This is a genomic window from Blastococcus xanthinilyticus, assembly GCF_008124835.1.
GTDB lineage: Bacteria > Actinomycetota > Actinomycetes > Mycobacteriales > Geodermatophilaceae > Blastococcus > Blastococcus xanthinilyticus.
On the sequence record NZ_VNHW01000001.1, the window covers coordinates 282,945 to 308,244 of the forward strand.

General features: G+C 73.3%; 24 protein-coding genes. 7 read left to right on the forward strand and 17 right to left on the reverse strand.

The window, feature by feature from the left end; all coding sequences use genetic code 11:
- Positions 1 to 18: 18 nt before the first annotated feature.
- The 8 genes from BD833_RS01345 to BD833_RS01380 are packed head-to-tail and all read right to left on the reverse strand — an operon-like array spanning position 19 to position 6,982.
- Positions 19 to 423 (reverse strand): metal-sulfur cluster assembly factor, encoded by a 405-nt coding sequence (locus BD833_RS01345; protein ID WP_166531316.1) that lies wholly within the window; start codon positions 421 to 423, stop codon positions 19 to 21.
- Positions 420 to 902 carry a Fe-S cluster assembly sulfur transfer protein SufU gene (sufU, locus tag BD833_RS01350; RefSeq protein ID WP_166531317.1) on the reverse strand — a complete coding sequence of 161 codons (483 nt, stop codon included), beginning with the start codon at positions 900 to 902 and terminating at the stop codon, positions 420 to 422. Before sufU ends, BD833_RS01345 begins: the two co-directional genes overlap by 4 nt.
- On the reverse strand, positions 902 to 2,245 hold the full coding sequence (locus tag BD833_RS01355) for a cysteine desulfurase (protein WP_166531318.1): 1,344 nt from the start codon (positions 2,243 to 2,245) through the stop codon (positions 902 to 904). The genes sufU and BD833_RS01355 overlap by 1 nt, the downstream gene beginning before the upstream one ends.
- The gene (sufC, locus tag BD833_RS01360) at positions 2,242 to 3,015 is read right to left on the reverse strand and encodes a Fe-S cluster assembly ATPase SufC (RefSeq protein WP_166531319.1); all 774 of its coding nucleotides are present in this window, start codon (positions 3,013 to 3,015) and stop codon (positions 2,242 to 2,244) included. The genes BD833_RS01355 and sufC overlap by 4 nt, the downstream gene beginning before the upstream one ends.
- Before the next feature lie 13 nt (positions 3,016 to 3,028).
- A complete protein-coding gene (locus BD833_RS01365; RefSeq protein WP_166531320.1) occupies positions 3,029 to 3,382 on the reverse strand; it encodes a Rieske (2Fe-2S) protein in 354 nt (117 codons plus the stop codon).
- A 2-nt stretch (positions 3,383 to 3,384) separates the two neighbouring features.
- Positions 3,385 to 4,689 (reverse strand): Fe-S cluster assembly protein SufD, encoded by a 1,305-nt coding sequence (gene sufD / locus BD833_RS01370; protein ID WP_166531321.1) that lies wholly within the window; start codon positions 4,687 to 4,689, stop codon positions 3,385 to 3,387.
- Entirely contained in the window at positions 4,689 to 6,131 is a 1,443-nt protein-coding gene (gene sufB / locus BD833_RS01375) for a Fe-S cluster assembly protein SufB (RefSeq protein WP_166531322.1), read from the reverse strand. The genes sufD and sufB overlap by 1 nt, the downstream gene beginning before the upstream one ends.
- Positions 6,128 to 6,982 (reverse strand): helix-turn-helix transcriptional regulator, encoded by an 855-nt coding sequence (locus BD833_RS01380; protein ID WP_208092275.1) that lies wholly within the window; start codon positions 6,980 to 6,982, stop codon positions 6,128 to 6,130. Before BD833_RS01380 ends, sufB begins: the two co-directional genes overlap by 4 nt.
- A gap of 164 nt (positions 6,983 to 7,146) precedes the next feature.
- Between BD833_RS01380 and BD833_RS01385 the strand changes: the two genes are divergently transcribed.
- Positions 7,147 to 8,088, forward strand: a complete 942-nt coding sequence (locus BD833_RS01385; RefSeq protein WP_166531323.1) for a COX15/CtaA family protein — start codon at positions 7,147 to 7,149, stop codon at positions 8,086 to 8,088.
- An 88-nt stretch (positions 8,089 to 8,176) separates the two neighbouring features.
- On the opposite strand, the gene BD833_RS01390 is transcribed toward BD833_RS01385, so the two are convergent.
- Both BD833_RS01390 and BD833_RS01395 read right to left on the reverse strand, forming a co-directional pair.
- Positions 8,177 to 8,497: a hypothetical protein gene (locus BD833_RS01390; RefSeq protein ID WP_166531324.1), complete on the reverse strand. Its 321-nt coding sequence runs from the start codon at positions 8,495 to 8,497 to the stop codon at positions 8,177 to 8,179.
- Positions 8,498 to 9,436, reverse strand: coding sequence for a heme o synthase (locus BD833_RS01395; protein WP_166531325.1), 939 nt, complete (start codon positions 9,434 to 9,436; stop codon positions 8,498 to 8,500).
- Between the two features lie 307 nt (positions 9,437 to 9,743).
- Here BD833_RS01395 and tkt point away from each other — a divergent pair, with 307 nt between their 5' ends.
- The 6 genes from tkt to pgl all read left to right on the forward strand — a co-directional run bounded on the left by tkt (position 9,744) and on the right by pgl (position 18,301).
- Positions 9,744 to 11,957: a transketolase gene (tkt, locus tag BD833_RS01400; protein WP_166531326.1), complete on the forward strand. Its 2,214-nt coding sequence runs from the start codon at positions 9,744 to 9,746 to the stop codon at positions 11,955 to 11,957.
- A gap of 35 nt (positions 11,958 to 11,992) precedes the next feature.
- Positions 11,993 to 13,099 (forward strand): transaldolase, encoded by a 1,107-nt coding sequence (gene tal / locus BD833_RS01405; protein WP_166531327.1) that lies wholly within the window; start codon positions 11,993 to 11,995, stop codon positions 13,097 to 13,099.
- A complete protein-coding gene (locus tag BD833_RS01410) occupies positions 13,096 to 14,697 on the forward strand; it encodes a glucose-6-phosphate isomerase (RefSeq protein WP_166531328.1) in 1,602 nt (533 codons plus the stop codon). The genes tal and BD833_RS01410 overlap by 4 nt, the downstream gene beginning before the upstream one ends.
- 118 nt (positions 14,698 to 14,815) lie before the next feature.
- Positions 14,816 to 16,333 (forward strand): glucose-6-phosphate dehydrogenase, encoded by a 1,518-nt coding sequence (gene zwf / locus BD833_RS01415; RefSeq protein WP_166531329.1) that lies wholly within the window; start codon positions 14,816 to 14,818, stop codon positions 16,331 to 16,333.
- Positions 16,334 to 16,373: 40 nt separating this feature from the next.
- Positions 16,374 to 17,492, forward strand: coding sequence for a glucose-6-phosphate dehydrogenase assembly protein OpcA (locus tag BD833_RS01420; protein ID WP_166531330.1), 1,119 nt, complete (start codon positions 16,374 to 16,376; stop codon positions 17,490 to 17,492).
- Complete coding sequence (pgl, locus tag BD833_RS01425) at positions 17,489 to 18,301, forward strand: 6-phosphogluconolactonase (RefSeq protein ID WP_166531331.1); 813 nt, start codon at positions 17,489 to 17,491, stop codon at positions 18,299 to 18,301. The genes BD833_RS01420 and pgl overlap by 4 nt, the downstream gene beginning before the upstream one ends.
- A 2-nt stretch (positions 18,302 to 18,303) precedes the next feature.
- On the opposite strand, the gene BD833_RS01430 is transcribed toward pgl, so the two are convergent.
- From BD833_RS01430 to whiA, 7 genes are all read right to left on the reverse strand, one after another.
- The gene (locus BD833_RS01430) at positions 18,304 to 18,645 is read right to left on the reverse strand and encodes an RNA polymerase-binding protein RbpA (protein ID WP_166531332.1); all 342 of its coding nucleotides are present in this window, start codon (positions 18,643 to 18,645) and stop codon (positions 18,304 to 18,306) included.
- Between the two features lie 119 nt (positions 18,646 to 18,764).
- The gene (secG, locus tag BD833_RS01435) at positions 18,765 to 19,001 is read right to left on the reverse strand and encodes a preprotein translocase subunit SecG (protein WP_166531333.1); all 237 of its coding nucleotides are present in this window, start codon (positions 18,999 to 19,001) and stop codon (positions 18,765 to 18,767) included.
- 83 nt (positions 19,002 to 19,084) lie between these two features.
- The gene (locus BD833_RS01440) at positions 19,085 to 20,857 is read right to left on the reverse strand and encodes an ABC transporter substrate-binding protein (protein ID WP_166531334.1); all 1,773 of its coding nucleotides are present in this window, start codon (positions 20,855 to 20,857) and stop codon (positions 19,085 to 19,087) included.
- Between the two features lie 49 nt (positions 20,858 to 20,906).
- Positions 20,907 to 21,734, reverse strand: a complete 828-nt coding sequence (gene tpiA / locus BD833_RS01445; RefSeq protein WP_243737378.1) for a triose-phosphate isomerase — start codon at positions 21,732 to 21,734, stop codon at positions 20,907 to 20,909.
- 1 nt (position 21,735) lies between these two features.
- Positions 21,736 to 22,956, reverse strand: a complete 1,221-nt coding sequence (locus tag BD833_RS01450) for a phosphoglycerate kinase (RefSeq protein ID WP_166531335.1) — start codon at positions 22,954 to 22,956, stop codon at positions 21,736 to 21,738.
- Complete coding sequence (gene gap, locus BD833_RS01455; protein ID WP_166531336.1) at positions 22,956 to 23,960, reverse strand: type I glyceraldehyde-3-phosphate dehydrogenase; 1,005 nt, start codon at positions 23,958 to 23,960, stop codon at positions 22,956 to 22,958. Before gap ends, BD833_RS01450 begins: the two co-directional genes overlap by 1 nt.
- Positions 23,961 to 24,193: 233 nt before the next feature.
- Entirely contained in the window at positions 24,194 to 25,168 is a 975-nt protein-coding gene (gene whiA / locus BD833_RS01460; protein WP_481748691.1) for a DNA-binding protein WhiA, read from the reverse strand.
- Between the last annotated feature and the right edge of the window lie 132 nt (positions 25,169 to 25,300).

Genomic DNA, 25,300 nt, shown 5'->3' on the forward strand with positions numbered 1-25,300 from the left:
AGTGGGAGCGGGAAGGTCCTAGACGCGGAAGCCGAGGGCGCGGAGCTGCTCGCGGCCGTCGTCGGTGATCTTGTCCGGGCCCCACGGCGGCATCCAGACCCAGTTGATCCGGATGTCGTCGACCAGGCCGGGGCCGGGGCCGCCGGTCAGCGCCTGACGGGCCTGGTCCTCGATGACGTCGGTCAGCGGGCAGGCCGCCGAGGTGAGCGTCATGTCGATGATCGCGACGCTGGAGCCGGGGCTGCTGTCGTCGACGTCCAGGCCGTAGACCAGGCCGAGGTCGACGACGTTCACGCCGAGCTCGGGGTCGACGACGTCGCGCATGGCCTCCTCGAGGTCCTCGAGCAGCGCCGACTTGTAGGCCGGCAGGTCGCCCGGGGCGCCGTCGGTGGCGGGGGTGGCGTTCTCGGTCATCTCGCTCATGAGTGGCCTCCGGTCGGGGTCGCGGGCGCAGCGGTGGTGGACATCGCTCGGGCGGACGCGTCCTTCAACGCCATCCAGCTCATCAGCGCGCACTTGATCCGCGCCGGGTACTTGGAGACGCCGGCGAACGCGACGGCGTCCTCCAGCTCGTCCTCGAGCTTCTCGGCGACCGACGGGTCGCCCTTGGCCTGCATCAGGGTCATGAAGTGCTCGCCGGTCTCCAGCGCCTCGGTGACCCGCTTGCCGACGACCAGGTCGTACATCGCCGACACCGAGGCCTGGCTGATCGAGCACCCCATGCCCTCGTAGGACACGTCGGCGACCGTGTCGCCGTCGAGCTTCACCCGCAGGGTCACCTCGTCGCCGCACGTCGGGTTGACGTGGTGGACCTCGGCGTCGAACGGGTCGCGCAGACCGCGCCCGTGCGGGTTCTTGTAGTGGTCCAGGATGATCTCCTGGTACATCGACTCCAGCTGCATCAGCTCGTTGCTCCCTCGCTGTCTCCAGAGGGTGCAACACCGAAGAAGCGCTGTGCTTCCCGGATCCCGTCGGCGAGCGCGTCGATGTCGTCATAGCCGGTGTGCACGTAGAACGTCGCCCGGGTGGTGGCCGGCACGCCGTAGCGCCGCACCACCGGCCAGGCGCAGTGGTGCCCCACCCGGACGGCGATGCCCAGGTCGTCGAGCACCTGGCCCACGTCGTGCGGGTGGATGTCCTCGACCGTGAAGGAGACCGCTCCCCCGCGGGCGACGGTGTCGGCCGGGCCGATGACCGTGACGCCGGGGATCTCGGCGAGCTTCGCCAGCGCGTAGCCGGTGAGCGCCTTCTCGTGCTCCTCGACCTTCGCCATGCCGAGGGCCTGCAGGTAGTCGACGGCCGCGCCGAGGCCGACCACCTGCGCGGTCATCGGGACGCCGGCCTCGAAGCGCTGCGGCGGCGGCATGAAGGTGGAGCCCTCCATGCGCACGACCTCGATCATCGAGCCGCCGGTGAGGAAGGGCGGCAGCTTGTCGAGCACCTCGTACCGGCCCCACAGCACGCCGACGCCGGTGGGCCCGAGCATCTTGTGCCCGGAGAACACCAGGAGGTCAGCCCCCAGCTCGGTCACGTCGACCGGCTGGTGCGGCACCGACTGGGCGCCGTCGACCAGCACCAGCGCGCCGACCTCGCGGGCCCGGGCGACGATCTCGCCGATCGGGTTGATCGTGCCGAGGATGTTCGACTGCTGGGTGACCGCGACGAGCTTCGTGCGCTCGTTGATCACCTCGGCGAGGTTCGACAGGTCCAGCCGGCCGTCGTCGGTCAGCCCCAGCCAGCGCAGGGTCGCCCCGGTGCGCTCGCACAGCTGCTGCCACGGGATCAGGTCGGCGTGGTGCTCCATCTCGGTGACCACGATCTCGTCGCCCTGGCCGACCGCGTAGGTGCGGAACTCCGGCTCCTTCGCCGTGACGGCGTTGGAGAGCGCGTAGGCCACGAGGTTGATCGCCTCGGTGGTGTTGCGGGTGAAGACGATCTCGCGCTCCGGCGCGCCGATGAACGCGCCGATCTTCGCCCGCGCCTCCTCATAGGCACCGGTCGCCTCCTCGGCGAGCTGGTGGGCCCCCCGGTGCGGCGCGGCGTTGATGTTCTCGTAGAACCAGCGCTCGGCGTCCAGCACCGAGCGCGGCTTCTGCGAGGTCGCCCCCGAGTCGAGGTAGACCAGCCGCTTCCCGTCGCGGACGGTGCGGGTCAGGATCGGGAAGTCCGCCCGGATCGCCCCGACGTCGAGGGGCAGGGGCACCTGCTGCGCCCCGGCTCCGGGACGCGAGACGGTCTGGGTCATGCGGATGCAACCTCCGGGGAGCCCTTGACGTAGGCGGCGTAGCCCTCGTCCTCGAGCTTGGCGGCGAGCTCCGGCCCGCCCTCGTCGACGACCTTGCCGGCGACGAACACGTGCACGAAGTCGGGCTTGATGTAGCGCAGGATCCGGGTGTAGTGCGTGATCAGCAGGACGCCGACGTCGCTGTCCTCGCGGCTGCGGTTGACGCCCTCGGAGACCACGCGCAGGGCGTCGACGTCGAGACCGGAGTCGGTCTCGTCCAGGATCGCGATGGCCGGCTTGAGCAGCCGCATCTGCAGGATCTCGTGGCGCTTCTTCTCACCACCGGAGAAGCCCTCGTTGACGTTGCGCTCGGCGAACGCCGGGTCCATCTCCAGGCCGGACATCTCGGTCTTGACGTCCTTGACCCAGGTGCGCAGCTTCGGGGCCTCGCCCTTGATGGCGGTGGCGGCGGTGCGCAGGAAGTTCGACACCGAGACGCCGGGCACCTCGACCGGGTACTGCATGGCGAGGAACAGGCCGGCGCGGGCGCGCTCGTCGACGCTCATCGCGAGGACGTCCTCGCCGTCGAGGGTGACGGTGCCCCCGGTGATCGTGTACTTCGGGTGGCCGGCGATCGAGTACGCCAGGGTCGACTTGCCCGACCCGTTGGGGCCCATGATCGCGTGCGTCTCACCCGAGCCGACGGTCAGGTCGACGCCGCGGAGGATCTCCTTCGCGTCGTCGCCCTCCCCCACGCTCACGTGCAGGTCGCGGATCTCCAGAACGGACACTTCTTCTCGCTCCTCAGTTGGCGGCCGCGGCGGGCAGGGCGCCGTCAGCCTCGGTGTCGACGTACACGTCCTCGCCGTCCAGCTGGACGGGGTAGACGTCGACCGGCTCGGTGGCCGGCAGGTTGGTGGGTTCACCGGTGCGCAGGTCGAAGCACGACCCGTGCAGGAAGCACTCGATCGTCGGCGCATCGTCGAAGATCTCGACGTCGCCGTCGGTCAGGGGGACGTCGGCGTGCGAGCACCGGTCCTCCAGCGCGTAGACCTGGCCCTCGAACCGGACGACGGCGAGGTCGATGTCCGAGAGCTCGACCCGCAGGGAGCCGTTCTCGGGGACGTCGGACAGCGCGCAGACCCGCTCGAACGCCACGGTCAGGCCACCTCGACCGGCTGCTCGTCCAGGCCCGGCAGGGCGCCCAGACGGGTGTCGATGGAGGCCATCAGCCGGTCCTGCAGCTCGTTCACGCCGATGTGCTGGACGACGTCGGCGAAGAAGCCGCGCACGACCAGCCGGCGGGCGGTCTCGGCGTCGATGCCGCGCGAGCAGAGGTAGAACAGCTGCTCGTCGTCGAACCGGCCGGTGGCGCTGGCGTGGCCGGCACCGACGATCTCGCCGGTCTCGATCTCCAGGTTCGGCACCGAGTCGGCGCGGGCGCCGTCGGTGAGCACGAGGTTCCGGTTGAGCTCGTAGGTCTCGGTGCCGGTGGCCGCCGGGCGGATGCGGACGTCGCCGATCCAGACCGTGCGGGCGCTCTCGCCCTGCAGCGCGCCCTTGTAGAGCACGTTGCTGGTGCAGTTGGGCACCGCGTGGTCGACCCACAGCCGGTGCTCCTGGTGCTGGGTCTCGTCGGCGAAGTAGACGCCGAAGAGCTCCGCGGAGCCGCCGGGGCCGGCGTACTGCACGTTGCTGACCAGCCGCACGAGGTCGCCGCCGAGGGTGACCACGATCTGCTTGAAGGTCGCGTCCCGGCCGATGACCGCGTCGTACTGACCGCCGTGCACCGCACCGGGTGCCCACTCCTGCACCGACACCAGCTTCACCTGGGCGCCGTCTCCGACGAGCACGGTGACGCCGCCGGCGTACCGGGCCAGGCCCGAGTGGTCGAGGACGACCGTCGCCGAGGCGAAGGCGCCGACCTCGACGACCAGCTGGCCCCAGACCACGTCGTCCGAGCCGCTGCCGGCCAGGCCGAGGGTGACCGGGCGGTCCAGCTGCGCCTCCTTGGCCACGCGGACGACGGCGGCGCCGCCGCTGCGCTGCCGGGCGAGGGCGGCCAGCCGGTCCACCGGGTCGGGCAGGCTCTTGAGCAGCGGGTCGCCGGCCTCGACGCTGGTCAGCTCGACGCCCTCGGGGAGGTCGGTGGTCCAGGTCAGGTGGGCGTCGGACGGGGCGCCGTCCAGCAGCGGGCGGATCCGCTTCATCGGCGTGAAGCGCCAGGTCTCCTCGCGGCCCGTGGGCACGCCGAAGGCGTCCGGGTCGGTGGAGGTGAACCGCTCGGCCGGCGAGCCGGTCGGCGTCGGGCCACCGTGCGAGTGCGCGCCGGGGGTCACCTCCGTCGAGTCGGCCGGGGTGGTCGGGGGACCCGCCTGCGCACCCACGCCCGGAGCGAACAGCTCCGAGGCGAGGGTGGCCGGCTGGGTGGTGAGATCGGTCGTACCGGTGTTCGGGTCGGTCATCAGCCGACGGCACCTTCCATCTGCAGCTCGATGAGCCGGTTGAGCTCGAGGGCGTACTCCATGGGCAGCTCGCGGGCGATCGGCTCCACGAAGCCGCGCACCACCATCGCCATGGCCTCGTCCTCGGAGAGGCCGCGGCTCATCAGGTAGAAGAGCTGGTCCTCGCTGACCCGGGAGACGGTCGCCTCGTGGCCCATGGAGACGTCGTCCTCGCGGACGTCGACGTAGGGGTAGGTGTCCGAGCGGCTGATCGTGTCGACCAGCAGCGCGTCGCACTTCACCGTGGACTTCGAGCCGTAGGCGCCCTCGTCGACCTGGACCAGGCCGCGGTAGGACGTCCGGCCGCCGCCGCGGGCCACCGACTTCGACACGATGGTCGAGGAGGTGTGCGGCGCGGCGTGCACCATCTTGGCGCCGGCGTCCTGGTGCTGGCCCTCGCCGGCGAACGCGATCGAGAGCACCTCGCCCTTGGCGTGCTCACCGGTCATCCAGACCGCCGGGTACTTCATCGTCACCTTGGAGCCGAGGTTGCCGTCGACCCACTCCATGGTCGCGCCCTCGTGGGCCACGGCCCGCTTGGTGACCAGGTTGTAGACGTTGTTCGACCAGTTCTGGATGGTCGTGTACCGGCAGCGCGCGTTCTTCTTGACGATGATCTCGACGACCGCGGAGTGCAGCGAGTCGCTCTTGTAGATCGGCGCGGTGCAGCCCTCGACGTAGTGCACGTAGGCGCCCTCGTCGACGATGATCAGCGTCCGCTCGAACTGGCCCATGTTCTCGGTGTTGATCCGGAAGTAGGCCTGCAGCGGGATCTCGACGTGCACGCCCGGCGGCACGTAGATGAACGAGCCACCCGACCACACGGCGGTGTTCAGCGCGGCGAACTTGTTGTCACCGGAGGGGATCACCGAGCCGAAGTACTCCCGGAAGATCTCCGGGTGCTCCTTGAGCGCGGAGTCGGTGTCCAGGAAGAGCACGCCCTGGTCCTCGAGCTCCTTCTGGATCTGGTGGTAGACCACCTCGGACTCGTACTGCGCGGCGACGCCGGACACCAGGCGCTGCTTCTCCGCCTCCGGGATGCCGAGCCGGTCGTAGGTGTTCTTGATGTCGTCGGGCAGGTCCTCCCACGAGGCGGCCTGGGCCTCGGTGGAGCGCACGAAGTACTTGATGTTCTGGAAGTCGATGCCGGAGAGGTCCGAGCCCCAGTCGGGCATGGGCTTGCGGCCGAACAGCTTCAGGGCCTTGAGCCGGCGCTCGAGCATCCACTCGGGCTCGCTCTTGCGGCGCGAGATGTCGCGGACGACGTCCTCGTCGACACCGCGGCGGGCCGAGGCGCCGGCGACGTCGGTGTCGGCCCAGCCGTACTCGTACCGGCCGAGCTGGTCGATCTGCTCGTCCTGGGTCAGCTGCGTGGCCGTTCCCGGCTGCTGCGTGCTCGTCATGCGGGCGTCCTCTCCCGGTCGTTCGTGGGGGTGGTGGTGCTGGACGGTGCGGTGCGCGCCCGGGCGGGCCGGGACGCTCCTCGCTCACCGGGTACAGGGCGCGCGGGGTCCGTTCTGTTCCCCGCACGCGAGTGGTCCCGGCCGCGGCCGGGACCGGTCCCGGGCACCAACGGCCCCGGGATGTGGGTGGTGCAGATCCCGTCGCCGTGGGCGATGGTGGCCAGCCGCTGCACGTGGGTGCCCACGAGCCGGCCGATCACCGCCGTCTCGGCCTCGCACAGCTGGGGGAACTCCGCCGCGACGTGCGCCACCGGGCAGTGGTGCTGGCAGAGCTGCCCGCCGCCGGAGAGCGCCGAAGCGGTGGCAGCGTAGCCCTCGGCGGTCAGCGCGGCGGCCAGCGCCTGGGCGCGGTCCACCGGCTCACCGGGACGAGCGTCGACGGCCTGCTGCACGGCGGTCGACGCGCGCTGCTCGAGCCCCGCGAGCTGCCGCTCGGCGACGGCCCGCACGGCGTCCAGGCCGCCCGCCTCTGCGACGTAGCGCAGCGCGGTCAGCGCAAGGTCGTCGTAGGCGTGCGGGAAGGCGGAGCGGCCGGCGTCGGTGAGGTGGAAGCGGCGGGCCGGGCGGCCGCGGCCGCGGTGTGCCTCGCGCGACTGGCGCTCCTCGACCCGGGCGGTGGCCAGCAGGGCGTCCAGGTGCCGTCGGACGGCGGCCGGCGAGATGCCCAGCCGCGTCGCCAGCTCCGTCGCGGTCTGCGGGCCGTGCTCGAGGAGGAGCGCGGAGACGCGGTCGCGGGTGCGCCCGTCGTCGGCAGGCGCCGACGGCCGGGGGTGCGCCGCGATGGATTCCACAACACGAGTGTGTCCTATTTCGGGAGCCCTGCAAGCAAGGTCCACCTAAGAACGGAGCTCCACGGCCCCTCGGGTGAGCAGCATCACGACGCCGGGCGTGATCCCGCTCCCGGAGCAGGCCCCGGTGGCCGGGGCCGGCCCCGCTCACGGCCTAGCATCGGGGCGTGCCGGTGCTGCCCGCCTCCTTCTCCCCCGCGACGATCTCCCGGATCGCGTTCGCCAACGTCGTGGCCAACGGCGCGATCGTTCTGACCGGCGGCGTCGTCCGGCTCACCGGCTCGGGCCTGGGGTGTCCCACCTGGCCGCGCTGCACCGACGACAGCTTCGTCACCACGCCCGAGATGGGCATCCACGGCGTCGTCGAGTTCGGCAACCGGTTGCTGACCTTCGTCCTGTCGGTGCTGGCCGTCGCCCTGGTCGTCGTCGTCGTCCGGTCGGCCCGTCGGGATCTCCGGCCGCTGGCCGTCGCCGCGTTCCTCGGCATCCCGGCGCAGGGCCTCATCGGCGGCATCACCGTGCTCACCGGGCTGAACCCCTGGACGGTCGCCGCCCACTTCCTCGTCTCCATGGGGTTGGTCGCGCTCACCACGGTGCTCTGGCTCCGCTCCCGCGAGCCGGGCGTCGGGGAGCCGCTGGTCGGGCGCCCGTTCCGGCTGCTCGTCGGCGGCGTCGCCGCGGCGGCCGCCCTCGTCCTGGTCATGGGCACGGTGGTCACCGGCAGCGGGCCGCACAGCGGCGACCGCGAGGCCGGCCGCACCGGTTTCGACACCGAGCTGGTCAGCCACCTGCACGCCGACGCCGTCTTCCTGCTCGTCGGGCTGACCGTCGCCCTGCTCGTCGCCCTGCACGCCACCGAATCCCCTGCCCGGCTGCGCCGGGCGGCCCGGGACCTGCTGGTCGTGGAGCTGGCCCAGGGCGTGATCGGGTACGTCCAGTACTTCACCGACCTGCCGGTGCTCCTGGTGCTGCTGCACATGCTCGGCGCCGTGCTGGTCGCCGCCTACGCCGCGCGGCTGGTGTGGTCGGTCCGCGGCCCGGCCTCCGAACCGGGCACACCGTCGTCCTCCGGACGACCCCGCGACCAGGTGCCGTCCCTCCTGAGCTGAGCCGCTGCGTCCCGCCTGCGCGGACCCCTCCGGGGCCCACTCGGCGAGACAGGGCTCCGCCCACCGTCGACGCCGTCGACGCCGTCGGTCAGCCGTGCCAGACCAGGACGAGCGCGGTGGCCCCGTCGACGGCCTCCCAGCGCCCGCCGGTCACCGAGTCCGGCTCCGGCAGGCCGGTGGTGAGCGAGCCGCGGGCATCCGCCCAGGCCGGCCAGGCCTCGTCCTCGTCGTGCCAGACCAGCCGGCCACCGGGCAGGTAGGTGACGACGGGGCAGCCGGACTCCGCCAGCGCCTCCGCCTCCAGGGGCTCGATCCGGGTGGTGCGCCGGCGGTAGGTCCGGCCGTCGGGGCCGATGAGCACGCCGGGCCCGAGCGCCTTCCAGTCCCGGTCCGGGAGGTCGCGCCGCACTCAGACGATGGCGTCGACGATGATCGCGACGGACAGCAGCGACAGGTACGAGATCGAGACGTGGAACAGCGTCATCGGCTTGAAGTCGCCACCGCGCTTGATGCGCGCCAGCAGCCGGTGCGACTCGACGACGAACCAGCCGCTCAGCAGGGCCGCCGGGATCGCGTAACCCAACCCGATGCCGTAGCCGGAGGCCACCGGCCAGAGCAGCAGCGAGACGGCGGCGGTCGCCCAGGCCCAGGCCACCGACTGGCGGCCGACCGACAGCGCGGTGGTGACCACCGGCAGCATGGGGATGTCGGCCCGCGCGTAGTCGTCCTTGAACCGCAGCGCCAGCGCCCAGAAGTGCGGCATCTGCCAGCAGAAGACGATCCCGAACACCACGACCGCCGGCCAGTCCAGCGACCCGGTCACCGCGGCCCAGCCGATGAGCACGGGGGCCGCGCCGGGCACCCCGCCCCACTCGGTGCTGCGGCGGGTGTGCCGCTTGAACACCATCGTGTACAGGACGGCGTAGTAGAAGATCGCGCCCGCGGCGAGCGCGGCGGCCAGCGGCGTCGTCGTCGCCAGCAGCAGGGCGATCGAGCCGACCGTCAGGACGATCCCGAACACCAGCGCGGCGCGCGGGGTCACCTCCCCGGTGACCAGCGGGCGCTTCTGGGTGCGCTGCATCAGCCGGTCGATGTCCCGGTCGAAGTAGCAGTTGAAGACGTTGGCCGCGCCCGCGGCGAGGGTGCCCCCGGCGAGCGTCCACAGCAGCAGCGACAGGGACGGCCAGCCGCGGGCGGCCAGCATCATGGCCGGCACCGTGGTGATCAGCAGCAGCTCGATGATCCGCGGCTTGGTCAGCGCCACGTAGGCCCCGACCCGCGTGCGCAGGCGGGCGCCGAGGCGAGGCGCGGAGGAGGCGGCGGCGGAGCGCTCGGACAGCGCCGTCACCGGGTGCCCTCGTGCGCGATCGCGCGCGGGCAGCAGGGCACCACGAGATCCCTTCGGACCGGAGAGCGGGACCCGCCCACTGTAGCCCCGGCCCGTCCGGAGGCAGCCGCACGCCATGACCTCGGATGACTAGGGTTGATCACGTTGCTGCCGGTGGTGCAGCGGGTAGGGCCGACGCCGACGACGCCGTCGCGTCCCCGTCCGCAGGGGGTCCGGGGACGCCGCAGGCAGCCCCCGACCGCCCCGCCGGCGGCCGGCCGCTCCGCCCGGGCACGACGTCAGGCCTACTCGAGGGAGAACCGACCAGATGGACACGCGAAGCACCGGACCCGAGGCCCCGGCCGAGGCCGCGACCGACGCGCCGACCGGAAACCCGTCGCAGCCGCGGCCGACCCTGCCGGAGGACTTCGGCGACCTCGACCGCCGCGCCATCGACACCGCGCGCGTGCTGGCGATGGACGCCGTCCAGAAGGTCGGCAACGGCCACCCGGGCACGGCCATGAGCATGGCGCCGACCGCCTACCTGCTGTTCCACAAGTGGCTGCGGCACGACCCGACCCAGCCGAACTGGGTCGCACGCGACCGCTTCGTCCTCTCGATGGGGCACTCCAGCCTCACGCTGTACGTGCAGCTGTTCCTCTCCGGCTACGGCCTGGAGCTCGACGACCTCAAGGCGCTGCGCACCTGGGGCTCGAAGACGCCGGGGCACCCCGAGGTCAACCACACCCCCGGCGTGGAGACGACGACCGGCCCGCTCGGCCAGGGCGTCGGCAACGCGGTCGGCATGGCGATGGCCGCCCGCCGCGAGCGCGGCCTGCTCGACCCGGACGCCCCCGAGGGCGAGAGCCTCTTCGACCACGCCATCTGGTGCTTCGCCTCCGACGGGGACATGGAGGAGGGCGTCAGCGGCGAGGCCTCGTCCCTGGCCGGCACGCAGAAGCTCGGCAACCTGACGCTGGTCTACGACGACAACAAGATCTCCATCGAGGACGACACGACGGTCGCCTTCACCGAGGACGTCGGCAAGCGCTACGAGGCCTACGGCTGGCACGTGCAGCACGTCGACGACGGCGAGGACCTCGCCGCGGTCGACGCCGCGTTCGCCGCCGCGAAGGCCGAGACCACCCGGCCGTCCCTGATCGTGCTGCGGACGGTCATCGCCTGGCCGGCCCCGACGAAGCAGAACACCGGCGCGTCCCACGGCTCGGCGCTCGGCGACGACGAGGTGCGCGCCACCAAGGAGATCCTCGGCTTCGACCCCGAGCGCACCTTCCAGGTCGACGACGACGTGCTCGCCCACGCCCGCTCGGTCGTGGACAAGGGCCGCGCCGACCGCGCGGAGTGGGAGGAGCGGTTCGCCGCCTGGGAGCGGGCGAACCCCGAGGGTGCGGCGCTCCTGGCCCGCATGCGCGAGCGCCGGCTGCCCGAGGGCTGGGCCGACGGCCTGCCCACCTTCCCCGCCGACGAGAAGGGTGTCGCCACCCGCAAGGCGTCGGGCAAGGTGCTGGCCGCCCTGTACCCGGCGCTCCCGGAGCTGTGGGGCGGTTCGGCCGACCTCGCGGAGAGCAACAACACCGCCGTGGAGGGTGAGCCGTCGTTCCTGCCGGCGGACCGCCAGACCAAGATGTGGAGCGGCGGCCCCTACGGGCGCACCCTGCACTTCGGCGTCCGCGAGCACGCCATGGGCGCGATCATGAACGGCATCGCGCTGCACGGCGGCACCCGCGTCTACGGCGGCACGTTCCTCACCTTCTCCGACTACATGCGCGGCGCGGTCCGCCTCGCGGCGCTGATGCAGCTGCCGGTGGCCTACGTTTGGACGCACGACTCGATCGGCCTGGGCGAGGACGGCCCGACGCACCAGCCGATCGAGCACTTCGCCGCGCTCCGGGCGATCCCCGGGCTGGACTTCGTCCGCCCGGCCGACGCCAACGAGGTCGTCGTGGCCTGGCGGACCATCCTGGAGAACAACGACCGGCCGGCCGGCCTGGCGCTGTCCCGGCAGAACCTGCCGGTCTTCGACCGCGACGAGTTCGGCTCCGCCGAGGGCACGGCCCGCGGCGCCTACGTCCTCGCCGAGGCCTCGACCGGCACCCCGGAGCTGATCCTGCTGGGCACCGGCTCCGAGGTGCAGATCGCGATGGCGGCCCGCGAGCGGCTGGAGGCCGACGGCGTCCCGACCCGGGTCGTGTCGGTGCCCTGCGTCGAGTGGTTCGCCGACCAGGACCAGGCCTACAAGGACGCCGTGCTGCCGCCGACCGTCCGCGCCCGCGTGAGCGTGGAGGCCGGCGTGCCGATGGGCTGGCGCGAGTTCGTGGGCGACGCCGGCCGGATCGTCGGGCTCACCCACTACGGCGCCAGCGCGTCCTACTCCGTCCTCTACGAGGAGTTCGGCCTGACCGACGAGGCGGTCGTCACCGCCGCACGCGAGAGCCTCGAGGCGGCGCACTCCGGCACCGCCGTCCCCGCCGGTCCGGTCGCCGCCACCGGCGGGCTCCCCCAGGCGACCGGCGACCGCTGAGCACCGACGCCTCCCGTCCACAGAAAGGCACTGTCATGGCACAGAACGAGAACCTGGCCGAGCTGTCGTCCGCGGGGGTCGCCGTCTGGCTCGACGACCTCTCGCGTGACCGCATCCGCAGCGGCAACCTGCAGTCGCTGGTCGACGAGCACTCCGTCGTCGGCGTCACCACCAACCCGACCATCTTCGCCGCGGCGATCAGCGGCTCGGACTCCTACGACGACCAGCTGCACGCCCTCGCGGTGCGCGAGGTGAGCGTCGAGGAGGGTCTGCGGACGGTCACCGCCGCCGACGTCCGCGACGCCTGCGACCTGCTGCGGCCGGTGGCCGAGCGGCAGCCCGGCGACGGCCGGGTCTCCCTCGAGGTGGCGCCGGGGCTGGCGAACGACACCGACGCCACGGCCGCGGAGGCCGCGCACCTGTGGTGGCTGGTCGACCGGCCGAACCTCTACATCAAGATCCCCGCCACCGAGGCCGGGCTGTCGGCGATCACCACGTCGATCGCCCGCGGGATCAGCGTCAACGTCACCCTCATCTTCAGCCTCGAGCGGTACCGCGCCGTCATGGACGCCTACCTCTCCGGCCTGGAGCAGCGGCTGGCCGACGACCCGGAGGCCGACCTGTCGAACCTGGAGTCGGTGGCCTCGTTCTTCGTCTCCCGGGTCGACAGCGAGATCGACAAGCGCCTCGACGCCGCGGGCGCCGACGCCTCGCTCAAGGGCAAGGCGGGCGTCGCCAACGCGCAGCTGGCCTACCAGGCCTACGAGGAGGTCTTCTCCTCCGACCGCTGGCAGGCCCTGGAGGCCAAGGGCGCCCGGCGGCAGCGGCCGCTGTGGGCCTCGACGGGCGTCAAGAACCCGGAGTACTCCGACACGCTGTACATCAGCGAGCTGATCGCGCCCGGCACGGTCAACACCATGCCGGAGAAGACGCTCATGGCCTACGCCGACCACGGCCGGCCCGGCACCCCGATCCAGAAGTCCTACGACGACGCCGCGGCCGTCATGAAGGCCGTCGCCGACGCCGGCGTCGACCTCGATGACGTCTTCCGCGTCCTCGAGACCGAGGGGGTGCAGAAGTTCGTCGACTCCTGGGACGAGCTGACCGACTCGGTGCGCTCCGAGCTGGAGGACAAGGCATGAGCCTTGGGCTCACCAGCACCGGGCTGGAGGTCCCCGAGCCCGTAGCGGCCCAGCTCCGGCAGGACGACGTCGCGGCGCGGCTGGTCCGCAAGGACGCCACCCTGTGGGGCCCGGACGCCGAGAACGAGGCGGCGATCCGGCTGGGCTGGCTCGACCTGCCGGCCAGCTCCCGGTCGCTGGTGACCCAGCTGGCCCAGCTGCGCTCGGAGCTGGTCGCCGAGGGGCTGGACCGGGTGGTGCTCTGCGGCATGGGCGGCTCGTCGCTCGCGCCGGAGGTGATCTGCCGGACCGCCGGGGTCCCCCTGGTCGTCCTCGACACCACCGATCCGGGCCAGGTGGCCGACGCCCTGACCGACCTGGCGCGCACCGTCGTGGTGATCAGCTCCAAGTCCGGCGGCACGGTGGAGACCGACAGCCAGCGGCGCGCCTTCCTCGCCGCCTTCGCCGAGGCGGGGCTGGACGAGCAGGCGATCGGCTCCCGGTTCGTCGTCGTGACCGATCCCGGGTCGCCCCTGGCCGAGACCGCCGCCGCCATGGGCGCCCGCGCGGTCTTCCTCGCCGACCCGACGGTCGGCGGCCGCTACAGCGCCCTGTCGGCCTTCGGGCTGGTGCCCTCGGCGCTCGCCGGCGCCGACGTCGCCGCCCTGGTCGACGACGCGGAGGAGCTGGCCGAGCGGCTCGCCGACCCGGGCAGCGCCGCGATGGAGCTGGGCATCGCCCTCGGCGCGGCCTTCCGCACCGGCCGGGACAAGCTCGCCCTCGCCGAGGCCGGCGAGACCCCGGTCCAGGGCTTCGGCGACTGGGCCGAGCAGCTGATCGCGGAGTCGACCGGCAAGGAGGGCCGGGGCATCCTGCCGGTCGTGCTGGAGTCGCCGGAGGCACCCGGCGGATCGGCGCCGGATGTGCTGCTCGCCCTCGTCGGTGCGCAGGCCCCGGCCCCGGGCCCCTCGATCGGCGTCACGGGTCCGCTCGGCGCGCAGTTCCTCGGCTGGGAGTACGCCACCGCGGTGGCCGGGCGGATCCTCGGGATCAACCCGTTCGACCAGCCGAACGTGACCGAGAGCAAGGAGAACACCCAGGCGATCCTCGGCGCCGGGCTGCCCGACGAGCAGCCGATGGCCACCATCGGAGCGGTGGAGATCCGGGCCACCCGCGGCCTGCTCGACGGCGTGGACCTGTCCTCGCACGACGGGCTCTCCCTCGCCATGGACGCCCTGCTCGCCGCCGTCCCGACCCGCGGGTACCTGGCGGTCATGGCCTACCTCGACCGCGTCCGCGACGCCCGCGCGGGCGAGCTGCGCGCCGCGCTCGCCCGCCGGATCGAGCACGCCGTGACGTTCGGCTGGGGACCGCGCTTCCTGCACTCGACCGGCCAGTACCACAAGGGCGGTCCGCAGGTCGGCGTCTTCCTCCAGGTGACCGGGGCGTACGGGCCGGACCTGCCGGTGCCCGACCAGCCCTACACCTTCGGCACGTTGCAGGCCGCCCAGGCCGCGGGCGACCGCAAGGCGCTCGCCGACCGGGACCGCCCCCTGCTGCACCTGCACCTGACCGACCGGGCGGCCGGCATCGGTCAGCTGCTCACCATCCTCCGCTGACCGCCCGCCGCCCGGCCGGTGTGCCGGGCGGCCGCTCCACCCCACGACGAGGACGGACGATGACTTTCTCCCCGCTGGCGCGGCCCAGGACGGCCTCATCCGCTCTGCGCGGCCCGAGATGATCCCCAACCCCCTGCGCGACCCGCGGGACCGGCGCCTCCCACGGGTGCCGGAGCCCTGCGCCCTGGTGGTCTTCGGCATCACCGGCGACCTCGCGCGCAAGAAGCTCCTGCCCGCCGTCTACGACCTGGCCAACCGCGGGCTGCTGCCGACGAACTTCGCGCTCCTCGGCTTCGCCCGCCGCGACTGGGGCGACACCGAGTTCGCCGAGCTCGCCCGCGACGCCGCCCGGCAGAACGCCCGGACGCCGTGGCGGGAGGAGGTCTGGGAGCGGCTGGCGGCCAGCGTCCACTTCGTCCAGGGCTCCTTCGACGACGACAACGCCTTCGACGAGCTCGCCGGGGCGCTGGCCGAGCTCGAGGGCAGCCACGGGATCGGGGGCAACGCCGCCTTCTACCTCTCCATCCCGCCGGCGATGTTCCCCGTCGTCCTCAAGCAGATGCAGCGCACCGGGATGGCCGAGAGCACCCCGGGGCGGTGGCGCCGGGTGGTCGTCGAGAAGCCCTTCGGAGAGGACCTCGCCTCCAGCCGCGAGCTCAACGAGCTGGTCGACTCGGTGTTCACCGCCGACGACGTCTTCCGGATCGACCACTACCTGGGCAAGGAGACCGTCCAGAACCTTATGGCGCTGCGGTTCGCCAACACGCTGTTCGAGCCGATCTGGAACGGCCACAACGTCGAGTCCGTGCAGATCACCATGGCCGAGGACGTCGGCATCGGCGGCCGGGCCGGCTTCTACGAGAAGACCGGCGCCGCCCGCGACGTCCTGCAGAACCACCTGCTGCAGCTCCTGGCGCTGACCGCGATGGAGGAGCCGGTCGAGTTCTCCGCCGAGGAGATCCGCACCGAGAAGCTCAAGGTGCTGCGCGCCGTCTCGCTGCCCGAGGACCTGGCCACCTTCGCCGTCCGCGGGCAGTACCAGCCCGGCTGGCTGGCCGGCCAGCGGGCCAAGGGCTACCGCGAGGAGGACGGCGTCGATCCCGACTCGACGACCGAGACCTACGCCGCCGTCCGGCTGGGCGTGGAGACCCGCCGCTGGGCGGGCGTGCCGTTCTACCTCCGGACCGGCAAGCGGCTGCCCCGGCGGGTCACCGAGATCGCCCTGGTGTTCAAGCGGGCGCCGCACCTGCCCTTCGCCGACACCGACACCGAGGAGCTGGGCAACAACCAGCTGGTGGTCCGCGTGCAGCCCGACGAAGGGGTCACCCTGAAGTTCGGGTCGAAGGTGCCGGGCAGCGTCATGGAGGTCCGGGACGTCTCCATGGACTTCCTGTACGGCGAGCAGTTCACCGAGAGCAGCCCCGAGGCCTACGAGCGGCTGCTGCTCGACGTCCTGCTCGGGGACGCCACCCTGTTCCCGCGCAACGCCGAGGTGGAGGCCTCCTGGGCGGTCATCGACCCGCTCGAGGAGTTCTGGGCCGGCACGAAGCCGCACCCCTACCGCGCCGGCGAGTGGGGCCCCCGGGCCGCCGACGAGATGCTCGCGGCCGAGGGCCGCAGGTGGCGGCGACCGTGACCACCCCGCGCTCGTCCGCCCCCCGATCGGAAGGAACACCGTGACCACCCTGTGGGACACCACCGGTTCGGCGGTGGTCAAGGAGCTGGCCGCCCAGCGGCGCACGGGAGGCGCGGTCCTCTCGGGGGTCGCGCTGACCGTCGTCGTCGTCGCCGACGAGAGCCGGGTGACCGAGGCCGAGGAGGCGGCCACCCACGCCGCCGAGATGCACCCGTGCCGGGTGCTGATCGTGGTGCGCCGGCAGATCGACGCCCCCGCCCCCCGGCTCGACGCCGAGGTGCAGATCGGCGGACGCCTCGGGCCGGGCGAGGCGGTCGTGATGCGCATGTACGGGCGCCTGGCCCTGCACGCGGAGTCGGTGGTGCTGCCGCTGCTCGCCGCGGACGCGCCGGTCGTCACCTGGTGGCACGAGGCCGCTCCCGACCGGCTGGCCACCGACGCGCTCGGGGTGCTCGCCGACCGGCGGATCACCGACAGCTCGCTGGCCGCGGACCCGCTCGCCGCGCTGAGCACCCGGGCGGAGGACTACGCCCCCGGCGACTCCGACCTCGCCTGGACCCGCAGCACGGCGTGGCGGACCGCGCTCGCCTCCACCCTCGACTCCGTCTCCGGCCGGCGCGGGGACGCCGTGCGGATCCTGGGCGGCGCCATCCAGGGCGACCCGGGCAACGCCACGGCCCGCCTGCTCTCCGGCTGGCTCTCCTCCCGCAGCGGCTGCCGGATCGACGTGACCGCCGGGCCGCAGCACCCCGGCCCCAGCGGCGTGGCGGCGGTCGAGCTGGAGCTGGACCAGGACGAGCGCGTGGAGATCCGCGCCGACCGCCGCGGCGGGGCCGTCATCTCCCAGCCCAATCGGCCCGACGCCACGGTCGCCCTGCCGGAGCGACCGCTGGGTGACCTGCTCAGCGAGGAACTGCGCCGGCTGGACCCGGACGAGCCCTACAGCGAGGCGCTCGAGGCGGCGACGGGCGTGCACGACATCCACGACCGTCCCGCCGTGCGCGAGTTCGTGTGGCTCGACCCGGCCACCTCCTCCGCCCGGCGGGAGACGCCGGCCCCCACGGTGCCCGGCGACTCCGAGGACGCCGACGAGGTCGCGCTCGCCGGCTCCCCCGACGACACCGACCGGCCCACCGGACAGGACGGAGCAACCGCATGAGCCTCTCCCCCGGCGACCGGGTGTCCGCCGAGCTCGCCGACGGCGACCGGCCCGCCCCCGACGTCGTCATCGAGCCCGACGCCGACCGGCTGGCCCGCGCGGTGGCCGAGGCGCTGGTCGCCCGGCTGGCCGCCGCGCAGGCGGTGCACGGCACGGCGTCGGTCGTCCTCACCGGCGGCGGCGTCGGGATCGCCGTCCTCGAGCGGATGGCCGGTCTGGCCGCCGAGCCGGTGCGGGAGACCGTCGACTGGACCGCCGTGGACGTCTGGTGGGGCGACGAGCGGTTCGTGCCCGACGGCGACGAGCAGCGCAACGAGCGGCAGGCCCGGACCGCGCTCCTCGACGCGGTCGGCGTCCCGGCCGAGCGGGTGCACGCCATGCCGCCGTCGGACGGCGAGTTCCCCGGTCCCGACGAGGCCGCTGCCTGGTACGCCGGGCAGCTGGCCGCCGCCGCCCCGGAGGGTCAGGAGCTGCCCCGCTTCGACGTCCTGCTGCTCGGCATGGGCCCCGAGGGCCACACCGCGTCGATCTTCCCCGGCTCCCCCGCGGTGCGGGACCCCCGGCCGGTCGTCGCCGTGCGGGACTGCCCGAAGCCCCCGCCCACCCGGGTCAGCCTGGGTTTGCGCGCCATCAACAGCGCAGAGGAGGTCTGGCTGGTGGTGGCCGGCGCAGAGAAGGCGCCCGCCGTGGCCGCCGCCCTCACCGGCGCGGCACCCGAGGAGATCCCGGCCGCCGGTGTCCGTGGCCGCCGGGCCACCCGGTGGCTCCTGGACGCCGGGGCGGCGTCCGCGCTGCCCGCCGCCGGCTGAGCTCAGCCGCCGCGGCGCATCCGGAGCCGGTCCAGCGCCTCCTGGAGCAGCGCGTCGCCGTCGGCGTCGCTGCGCCGCTCCCGGACGTAGGCGAGGTGGGTCTTGTACGGCTCGGTCCGGGGGGCGGGCGGTGGGGCCGTCTGGTCCTGCCCGGCCGGCAGACCGCAGCGGGGACAGTCCCACAGCTCGGGGACGTCGGCCTCGCTGGCCAGGATCACCCGGGTCTCGTGCCCGTTGGCGCACCAGAACGGGATGCGCCGCCGCGGCGCGGACTCGCCGCGCTCGGCCTCACCCATCGGACCCGCACCGACCCGGCTGCCCCGGATCGCGTTCCCACCTGCCACGTGTGCCCCCTGATCGTCGCTCCGGGTGCGGTGGCGGCGACCACCGTGCGGGCAGTCTAGGGCCTGTGAGCTTCGTCTCCGGTCACGTTTTCGCGCCAGTTGCCCGGCGCCCGGCGGGCTCAGGCGTTGATCTTGATCAGGATGCCGAGGCCGACGATGCACACCGTCCAGACCAGCGCGGTGAACACCGTCAGGCGGTTCAGGTTCTTCTCCACGACCGACGATCCGGACAGCGACGAGGAGGCGGCGCCGCCGAACATCGACGACAGCCCGCCACCCTTGCCGCGGTGCAGCAGGATCAGCACGATCAGGAGCAGGCTGCTGAGGACCAGCAGCGCGTTGAGGACCAGCTCCATTGACACTTCTCCGCAAGGCTCGACGACCGGCGACCGACGCCAGCTCTCGTACCGAGCCTAACCGACGACCGGGCCCCGACCGGTCAGCGGACCCCGGCGGTGGCGACGTCGTACCCGTCGTAGGGCCGCATCACCAGGCCGTTGCGCAGCCGCTGGCCCGACACCAGCTGGATGCGGCTCTCCGCCAGCGGGACGTACGCCCCCGTGGCCTGCGCGGCCGCGGCGACCTCCGCCCACTCCACCTCGCCGAGCCGGGCCCGGTCGACCAGCGCGTTGACCTCGGGGGCGTCCAGCCGCGCGTAGTTCGTGTTGCCCACCGTGGCGATGCTGCGGCCGTCGACCAGCGGCACGAGGAAGGACCCGGCCGTCGGGACGTCCGGGGTGCGGGTGGCCAGCACCAGCCCGTAGCCGTTCGCCGCCACGTTGGTCGGGTTGCCGACATCGGTGGCGTAGAAGCTCGCCGGGTCCAGCGGGCGGACCTCCACGTCGATGCCGACCTCCCCCAGCTGCCCGGCGACCTCGTCGGCGATCGCCACGCTGCTGGCCACGTCCGGCACCGCCAGCACGGTGGCGAAGCCGTCGGGCCGGCCGCACCGTTCCAGCGCGGCGCGGGCGGCCTCCGGGTCCGGGCCGTCCGCCGCGCCCTCCGGGCCACCCTCGAGCGCCTGCGGCCACAGCTGGGGGCTGCGCACGGCCTCGACCTCACCGCCCACTGCTGCCTGGACCCCGGCCCGGTCGACCGCCGCCGCGACGGCGACCCGGCAGTCGGCGTTGTCCATCGGGGCCACGTCGGTGGGCAGCGCCAGCACCCGGACGGCGCCCGTCGTCACGTCGTCCACCCGGTCCCGCAGGGGCTCGTCCTCCCCGGCCAGCCGCCGGGTCGTCGCCTGCTGCACCCCTGTGCCCGAGATGTCCAGGTCGGCGGAGCCGGCCAGCAGCGCCTGGTCGCGGGCCAGGCCCGGCAGGCCGGTCCGGACGACGACGCTGTCGGGCAGCGCGGTGCGCACCTCGTCGGTCGCCGGGTCCCACTGCGGGTTGCGCTCCAGGAGGATGCCGGTGACCGGGTCCACCGAGGTGATCGCGTACGGGCCCGAGGAGACCGGGTCCCGGCCGTACTCGGCGCCGGTGTCGGCCTCGACCGGCACGGGGCTGCTCGAGGGCAGCGCGAGGACGTACGGGAAGTCCGGCTGGGGCGCGCGGAGCCGGAAGACGATCGTCCGCTCGTCGGGCGTCTCGATCGAGGTGAGGTCGGGGTCGTCCTCCTCGCGGGAGTACGGGCCGGGATAGGGGTTCGCCGGGTCGTCGAGGAGGTCGACGACGTAGGTCGGGCCGCCGACGATCACGTCGGAGGCGAAGGACCGCTGGATGCCGTACTTGACGTCCTGCGCGGTGATCGGTCGGCCGTTCTCGAACCGGACGCCCTCCTTGAGGGTGTACGTCCAGGTCAGCCCGTCCTCGGACACGGTGCCGAGGTCGGTGGCCAGGTCGGGCACCAGCCCGCCGGTGCCGCCCGGCTCGCTCGCGAACGTGACCAGGGTGCGGGTGTACAGCCGCATCAGGTTCCACACACCGGGGAGGTAGGTCCGCTGCGGGTCCAGGCTGTCGATCTCGGGGGCGACGACGCGCAACGTGCCGCCGGGCTCGTCCGAGGGCGACCGGACGCCGTCCACGCCCGCGTCGGGGCCGTCGGCCAGCACCGGGACGTCGGCCCGGCCCCCGGAGCTGCCCAGGCAGCTCACCCCGAGCACCAGGACCAGCACGACGACGACCGCCGAGCCGAGGAGCCGGCGGCGGGACCAGCCACGCAGCCACGGCGGCAGCCGGTCGGCACGCCGCTCCAGCGTCTCCGGCGTCACCCGCTGCCCGCCCCCCACCCGTGTCCGGCCGGCGGCGGGCAGCAGGACCTCAGCTGCCGCCGGCGGCGATCCGACAGATCTGCGCGAACTCCTCGGCGTCCAGGCTCGCGCCGCCGACCAGTGCGCCGTCGATGTCCGCCCCGGCCAGGATCCCGGCCGTGTTCGCGGCCTTCACCGACCCGCCGTAGAGAATACGGACGGACTGGGCGGTCTCGGTGTCGAAGCGCTCGGCGAGCCGCGCCCGGAGCGCCCCGCACACCTCCTGCGCATCGTCCGGTGTGGCGACCTCGCCGGTGCCGATCGCCCAGACCGGCTCGTACGCGAGCACGATCCCGGTGCCGGGCTCGGCGCCGCGCACCTGCTCGGCGGACAGCCCCTCGAGGGCGGCGTCGAGCTGGGCGGTGCAGTGCGCGACGTGCGTGCCCGCCCGCCGCACGTCGAGCCCCTCCCCCACGCACAGGATCGGCACGATGCCGTGCCGCAGGGCGGCGCCGAGCTTCGCGGCGACGACGGTGTCGTCCTCCGCGTGCAGGGCCCGGCGCTCGGAGTGGCCCACGGTGACGTAGCCGCAGGCCAGCGCGCTGAGCATGGCGCCGCTGACGTCTCCGGTGTAGGCACCCGAGTCGACCGCTGCGAGGTCCTGCGCGCCGTACCCGATCGCCAGCTTGTCGCCGGCGACGAGCGTCTGCACGCTGCGCAGCGCGGTGAACGGCGGGAGGACGACCACCTCGGCGGCGTCGAGCTCCTCCTCCTTCAGCGAGAAGACGACCTTCTGGACCAGGCCGATGGCCTCCAGGTGGGTCAGGTTCATCTTCCAGTTGCCCGCGATCAGCGGCCGGCGCCCCTCGCGCGGCCGGGACCGGTCGTTGCGCGCCACGTCACTCCCCCGCTCGATCGGCGAGCACCGCGAGACCGGGCAGGTCGCGGCCCTCGAGGTACTCCAGGGACGCCCCGCCACCGGTGCTGATGTGGCCGTAGGCGTCCTCGTCCAGGCCCAGCACCCGCACCGCGGCCGCCGAGTCGCCGCCGCCGACGACCGACAGGCCGTCCACCGCGGCGACCGCCCGGGCCACGCCCCGGGTCCCGGCCTGGAACGGCGCCATCTCGAACACGCCCATCGGGCCGTTCCAGAAGACCGTGCGGGCGTCGCCGAGGGTGGCGCCGAACAGCTCCACCGTGCGCGGCCCCACGTCCAGGCCCAGCTGGTCGTCGGGGATCGCGTCGACGGCGACCGTGGTGGTCGGGGCGTCGGCGCTGAAGGCGGGAGCGCAGACGACGTCGACCGGCAGCACGATCCGGTCGCCGGCCTCGGCCAGCAGCCGCCGGCAGGTGTCGACCTGGTCGGCCTCCAGCAGCGACTTCCCGACCCCGTGCCCCTGGGCGGCGAGGAAGGTGAAGCACATGCCGCCGCCGACGAGCAGCCGGTCGACCTTCGGCAGCAGCGCCTCGATGACCGCGAGCTTGTCGCTGACCTTCGAGCCGCCGAGCACCACCACGTACGGCCGCGCCGGGTCGGCGGTCAGCCGGGTGAGGACCTCGAGCTCGCGGGCCACCAGCCGGCCGGCGTAGCGCGGCAGCCGCTGCGCCACGTCGAACACCGACGCGTGCTTGCGGTGCACGGCACCGAAGGCGTCGTCGACGTAGACGTCGGCCAGGGCGGCGAACCGGTCGGCCAGCTCGCCGCGCGCGGCGTCGTCCTTCGACGTCTCGGCGGCCTCGAAGCGGACGTTCTCCACGAGCAGCACGTCGCCGTCGCTGAGAGCGGCCACCTTCGCCTGCGCGTCCGCACCGGCGACGTCGGCGGCCAGCGGGACCGACGTCCCCAGCAGCTCGCCCAGCCGCGCCGCGACCGGCGCCAGGGAGAACTGCGGGTCCGGCGCGCCCTTCGGCCGGCCCAGGTGGGCCGCCACCACGACGCGGGCGCCGGCGTCGCGCAGCGCCTGCAGCGTGGGCAGGCTGGCGCGGATCCGGCCGTCGTCGGTGATCGCAGCGCCACCTTCGGACAGGCGGTCCTTGTCCAGCGGGACGTTCAGGTCGGCGCGCAGGAGCACGCGCCGACCCGAGACGCCCTCGGCGAGGAGGTCGTCGAGGGAGCGCATCAGAGCTTCGAGCCCACCAGGGAGACCAGGTCGACGAGGCGGTTGGAGTAGCCCCACTCGTTGTCGTACCAGCCGAGCACCTTCGCCATCGGGCCGAACACCTTGGTCAGCTTCGCGTCGTAGATGCACGACGACGGGTCGGTGACGATGTCGGAGGAGACGATCGGCGCGTCGGTGTAGGTCAGGTACCTGCCCAGCGGACCGGCGGCGGCCTCGCGGTAGGCGGCGTCGATGTCGTCGGCGGAGGCCTCGCGGGCCAGCTGCACGGTGAGGTCGGTGGCCGAGCCGGTGGGCACGGGCACGCGGATGGCGTAGCCGTCGAGCTTGCCCTTGAGCTCGGGCAGGACGAGGCCGATCGCCTTCGCGGCCCCGGTGGAGGTCGGGACCATGTTCAGCGCGGCCGCCCGGGCGCGGCGGAGGTCCTTGTGCGGGCCGTCCTGCAGGTTCTGGTCGGCGGTGTAGGCGTGGATCGTGGTCATCAGCCCGCGCTCGATGCCGAAGGCGTCGTTGAGGACCTTGGCCAGCGGCGCCAGGCAGTTCGTGGTGCAGGAGGCGTTGCTGATGATCGTCTGCGAGCCGTCGTACAGCTCGTCGTTGACGCCCATGACGATCGTGATGTCGTCGTCGGTCGCGGGCGCGGAGATGATGACCTTCTTGGCGCCACCGGCGTCGACGTGCTTGCGGGCGTCCGCGGCCTTGGTGAAGAAGCCGGTGGACTCGACCACGACGTCGACCCCGAGGTCGGCCCACGGCAGGTTGGCCGGGTCGCGCTCGGAGAGGACCTTCATGGTCTTCCCGCCGATGGTGATGCCGTTGCCGTCGGAGGTCACGTCCTCCTTGAGGACGCCCAGGATGCTGTCGTACTTGAGCAGGTGGGCCAGGGCCTCGTTGCTGGTCAGGTCGTTGACCGCCACGATCTCGATGTCCTGGCCGCTGGCCGCGGCGGCCCGCCAGAAGTTGCGGCCGATCCGGCCGAATCCGTTGATGCCTACCCGGACCGTCACTGCAGACCTCCCATGGGAAACGTCACGTTGGCTGCCGCGCGCACCGCGCGGCCTCGCTCCGTGCAGACCCTATCGGTCACGCCGGGACGCGGCTCCCGGTCCCTGGTGATCAGGTCACCTGATCGTCCAGGGTCCTGGCTCACCTCCGACGGTGAGCCAGGACCCCGCACGGTGAGCCAGGACCCCGCACGGTGAGCCAGGACGCCGATCGGCGCGGGGGCGGCGAGGTGCTCCTACTGGGCGAGCATGTCGTCGGTGACGACGGACTCCGTGTCCGGGATGCCGAGGTCCTTGGCCCGCTTGTCGGCCATGGCCAGCAGTCGCCTTATGCGGCCGGCGACGGCGTCCTTCGTCATCGGGGGGTCGGCGCGCTGGCCGAGCTCCTCCAGGGACGCCTGACCGAACTCCAGGCGCAGCCGGCCGGCGACCAGCAGGTGCTCGGGAGCGTCCTGGCCGAGGATCTCCAGGGCCCGCTCCACCCGCGCACTGGCGGCCACCGCGGCGCGCGCGGACCGGCGCAGGTTGGCGTCGTCGAAGTTCGCGAGCCGGTTGGCGGTGGCGCGCACCTCCCGGCGCATCCGCCGCTCCTCCCAGGCCAGCACGGCGTCGTGGGCGCCCATCCGGGTGAGCAGCGCGCTGATCGCGTCACCGTCACGCACCACCACCCGGTCGGCGCCGCGCACCTCGCGCGCCTTCGCGGCGATGCCGAGCCGGCGTGCGGCCCCGACGAGGGCCATCGCGGCCTCCGGCCCGGGGCAGGTGACCTCGAGGGAGGACGAGCGGCCGGGCTCGGTCAGGGACCCGTGTGCGAGGAAAGCCCCGCGCCAGGCCGCCTCGGCGTCGTTGATGCTCCCGGAGACGACCGCCGGGGGCAGCCCGCGAACCGGACGCCCGCGCTGGTCGACCAGGCCGGTCTGCCGCGCCAGACCCTCGCCGTGCTTGGCGATGCGGACCAGGTAGCGGACACCGCGCCGGATGTTGCCGCCCGCGAGCACGCTGACGCCGCTCGTGTAGCCGTACACCTCGCTGATGTCCCGCCGCAGCCGCCGGGCCACCGAACCGGTGTCCAGCTCGGCCTCGATGACCACCCGCCCACCGACGATGTGCAGCCCGCCGGAGAACCGCAGCAGCGCGGTCACCTCCGCCTTGCGCTCGGAGGTCTTCGTGCACTCCACCCGGGAGAGCTCGTCCTTCACCATGGCGGTCATCGCCACGCCGTCCACCCCCACGTTCCCCCGGGGTATCCCGCCCCCGCCATTCGGGCCAGCGCCATGTACGCCGTCCCCTTTCGCACTCGTGCCGGCCAGTCGGCCGTGCACTCCGGTACCCGTTCGGACACC

Bases quoted from the DNA above. Each gene is read 5' to 3' on its own strand.
- BD833_RS01410 (WP_166531328.1), top strand. From the start codon at position 13,096: ATGAGCCTTGGGCTCACCAGCACCGGGCTGGAGGTCCCCGAGCCCGTA.
- whiA (WP_481748691.1), bottom strand. From the start codon at position 25,168: ATGACCGCCATGGTGAAGGACGAGCTCTCCCGGGTGGAGTGCACGAAG.
- tkt (WP_166531326.1), top strand. From the start codon at position 9,744: ATGGACACGCGAAGCACCGGACCCGAGGCCCCGGCCGAGGCCGCGACC.
- pgl (WP_166531331.1), top strand. From the start codon at position 17,489: ATGAGCCTCTCCCCCGGCGACCGGGTGTCCGCCGAGCTCGCCGACGGC.
- BD833_RS01345 (WP_166531316.1), bottom strand. From the start codon at position 423: ATGAGCGAGATGACCGAGAACGCCACCCCCGCCACCGACGGCGCCCCG.
- tal (WP_166531327.1), top strand. From the start codon at position 11,993: ATGGCACAGAACGAGAACCTGGCCGAGCTGTCGTCCGCGGGGGTCGCC.
- BD833_RS01355 (WP_166531318.1), bottom strand. From the start codon at position 2,245: ATGACCCAGACCGTCTCGCGTCCCGGAGCCGGGGCGCAGCAGGTGCCC.
- sufU (WP_166531317.1), bottom strand. From the start codon at position 902: ATGCAGCTGGAGTCGATGTACCAGGAGATCATCCTGGACCACTACAAG.
- sufB (WP_166531322.1), bottom strand. From the start codon at position 6,131: ATGACGAGCACGCAGCAGCCGGGAACGGCCACGCAGCTGACCCAGGAC.
- BD833_RS01450 (WP_166531335.1), bottom strand. From the start codon at position 22,956: ATGCGCTCCCTCGACGACCTCCTCGCCGAGGGCGTCTCGGGTCGGCGC.
- zwf (WP_166531329.1), top strand. From the start codon at position 14,816: ATGATCCCCAACCCCCTGCGCGACCCGCGGGACCGGCGCCTCCCACGG.
- sufD (WP_166531321.1), bottom strand. From the start codon at position 4,689: ATGACCGACCCGAACACCGGTACGACCGATCTCACCACCCAGCCGGCC.
- secG (WP_166531333.1), bottom strand. From the start codon at position 19,001: ATGGAGCTGGTCCTCAACGCGCTGCTGGTCCTCAGCAGCCTGCTCCTG.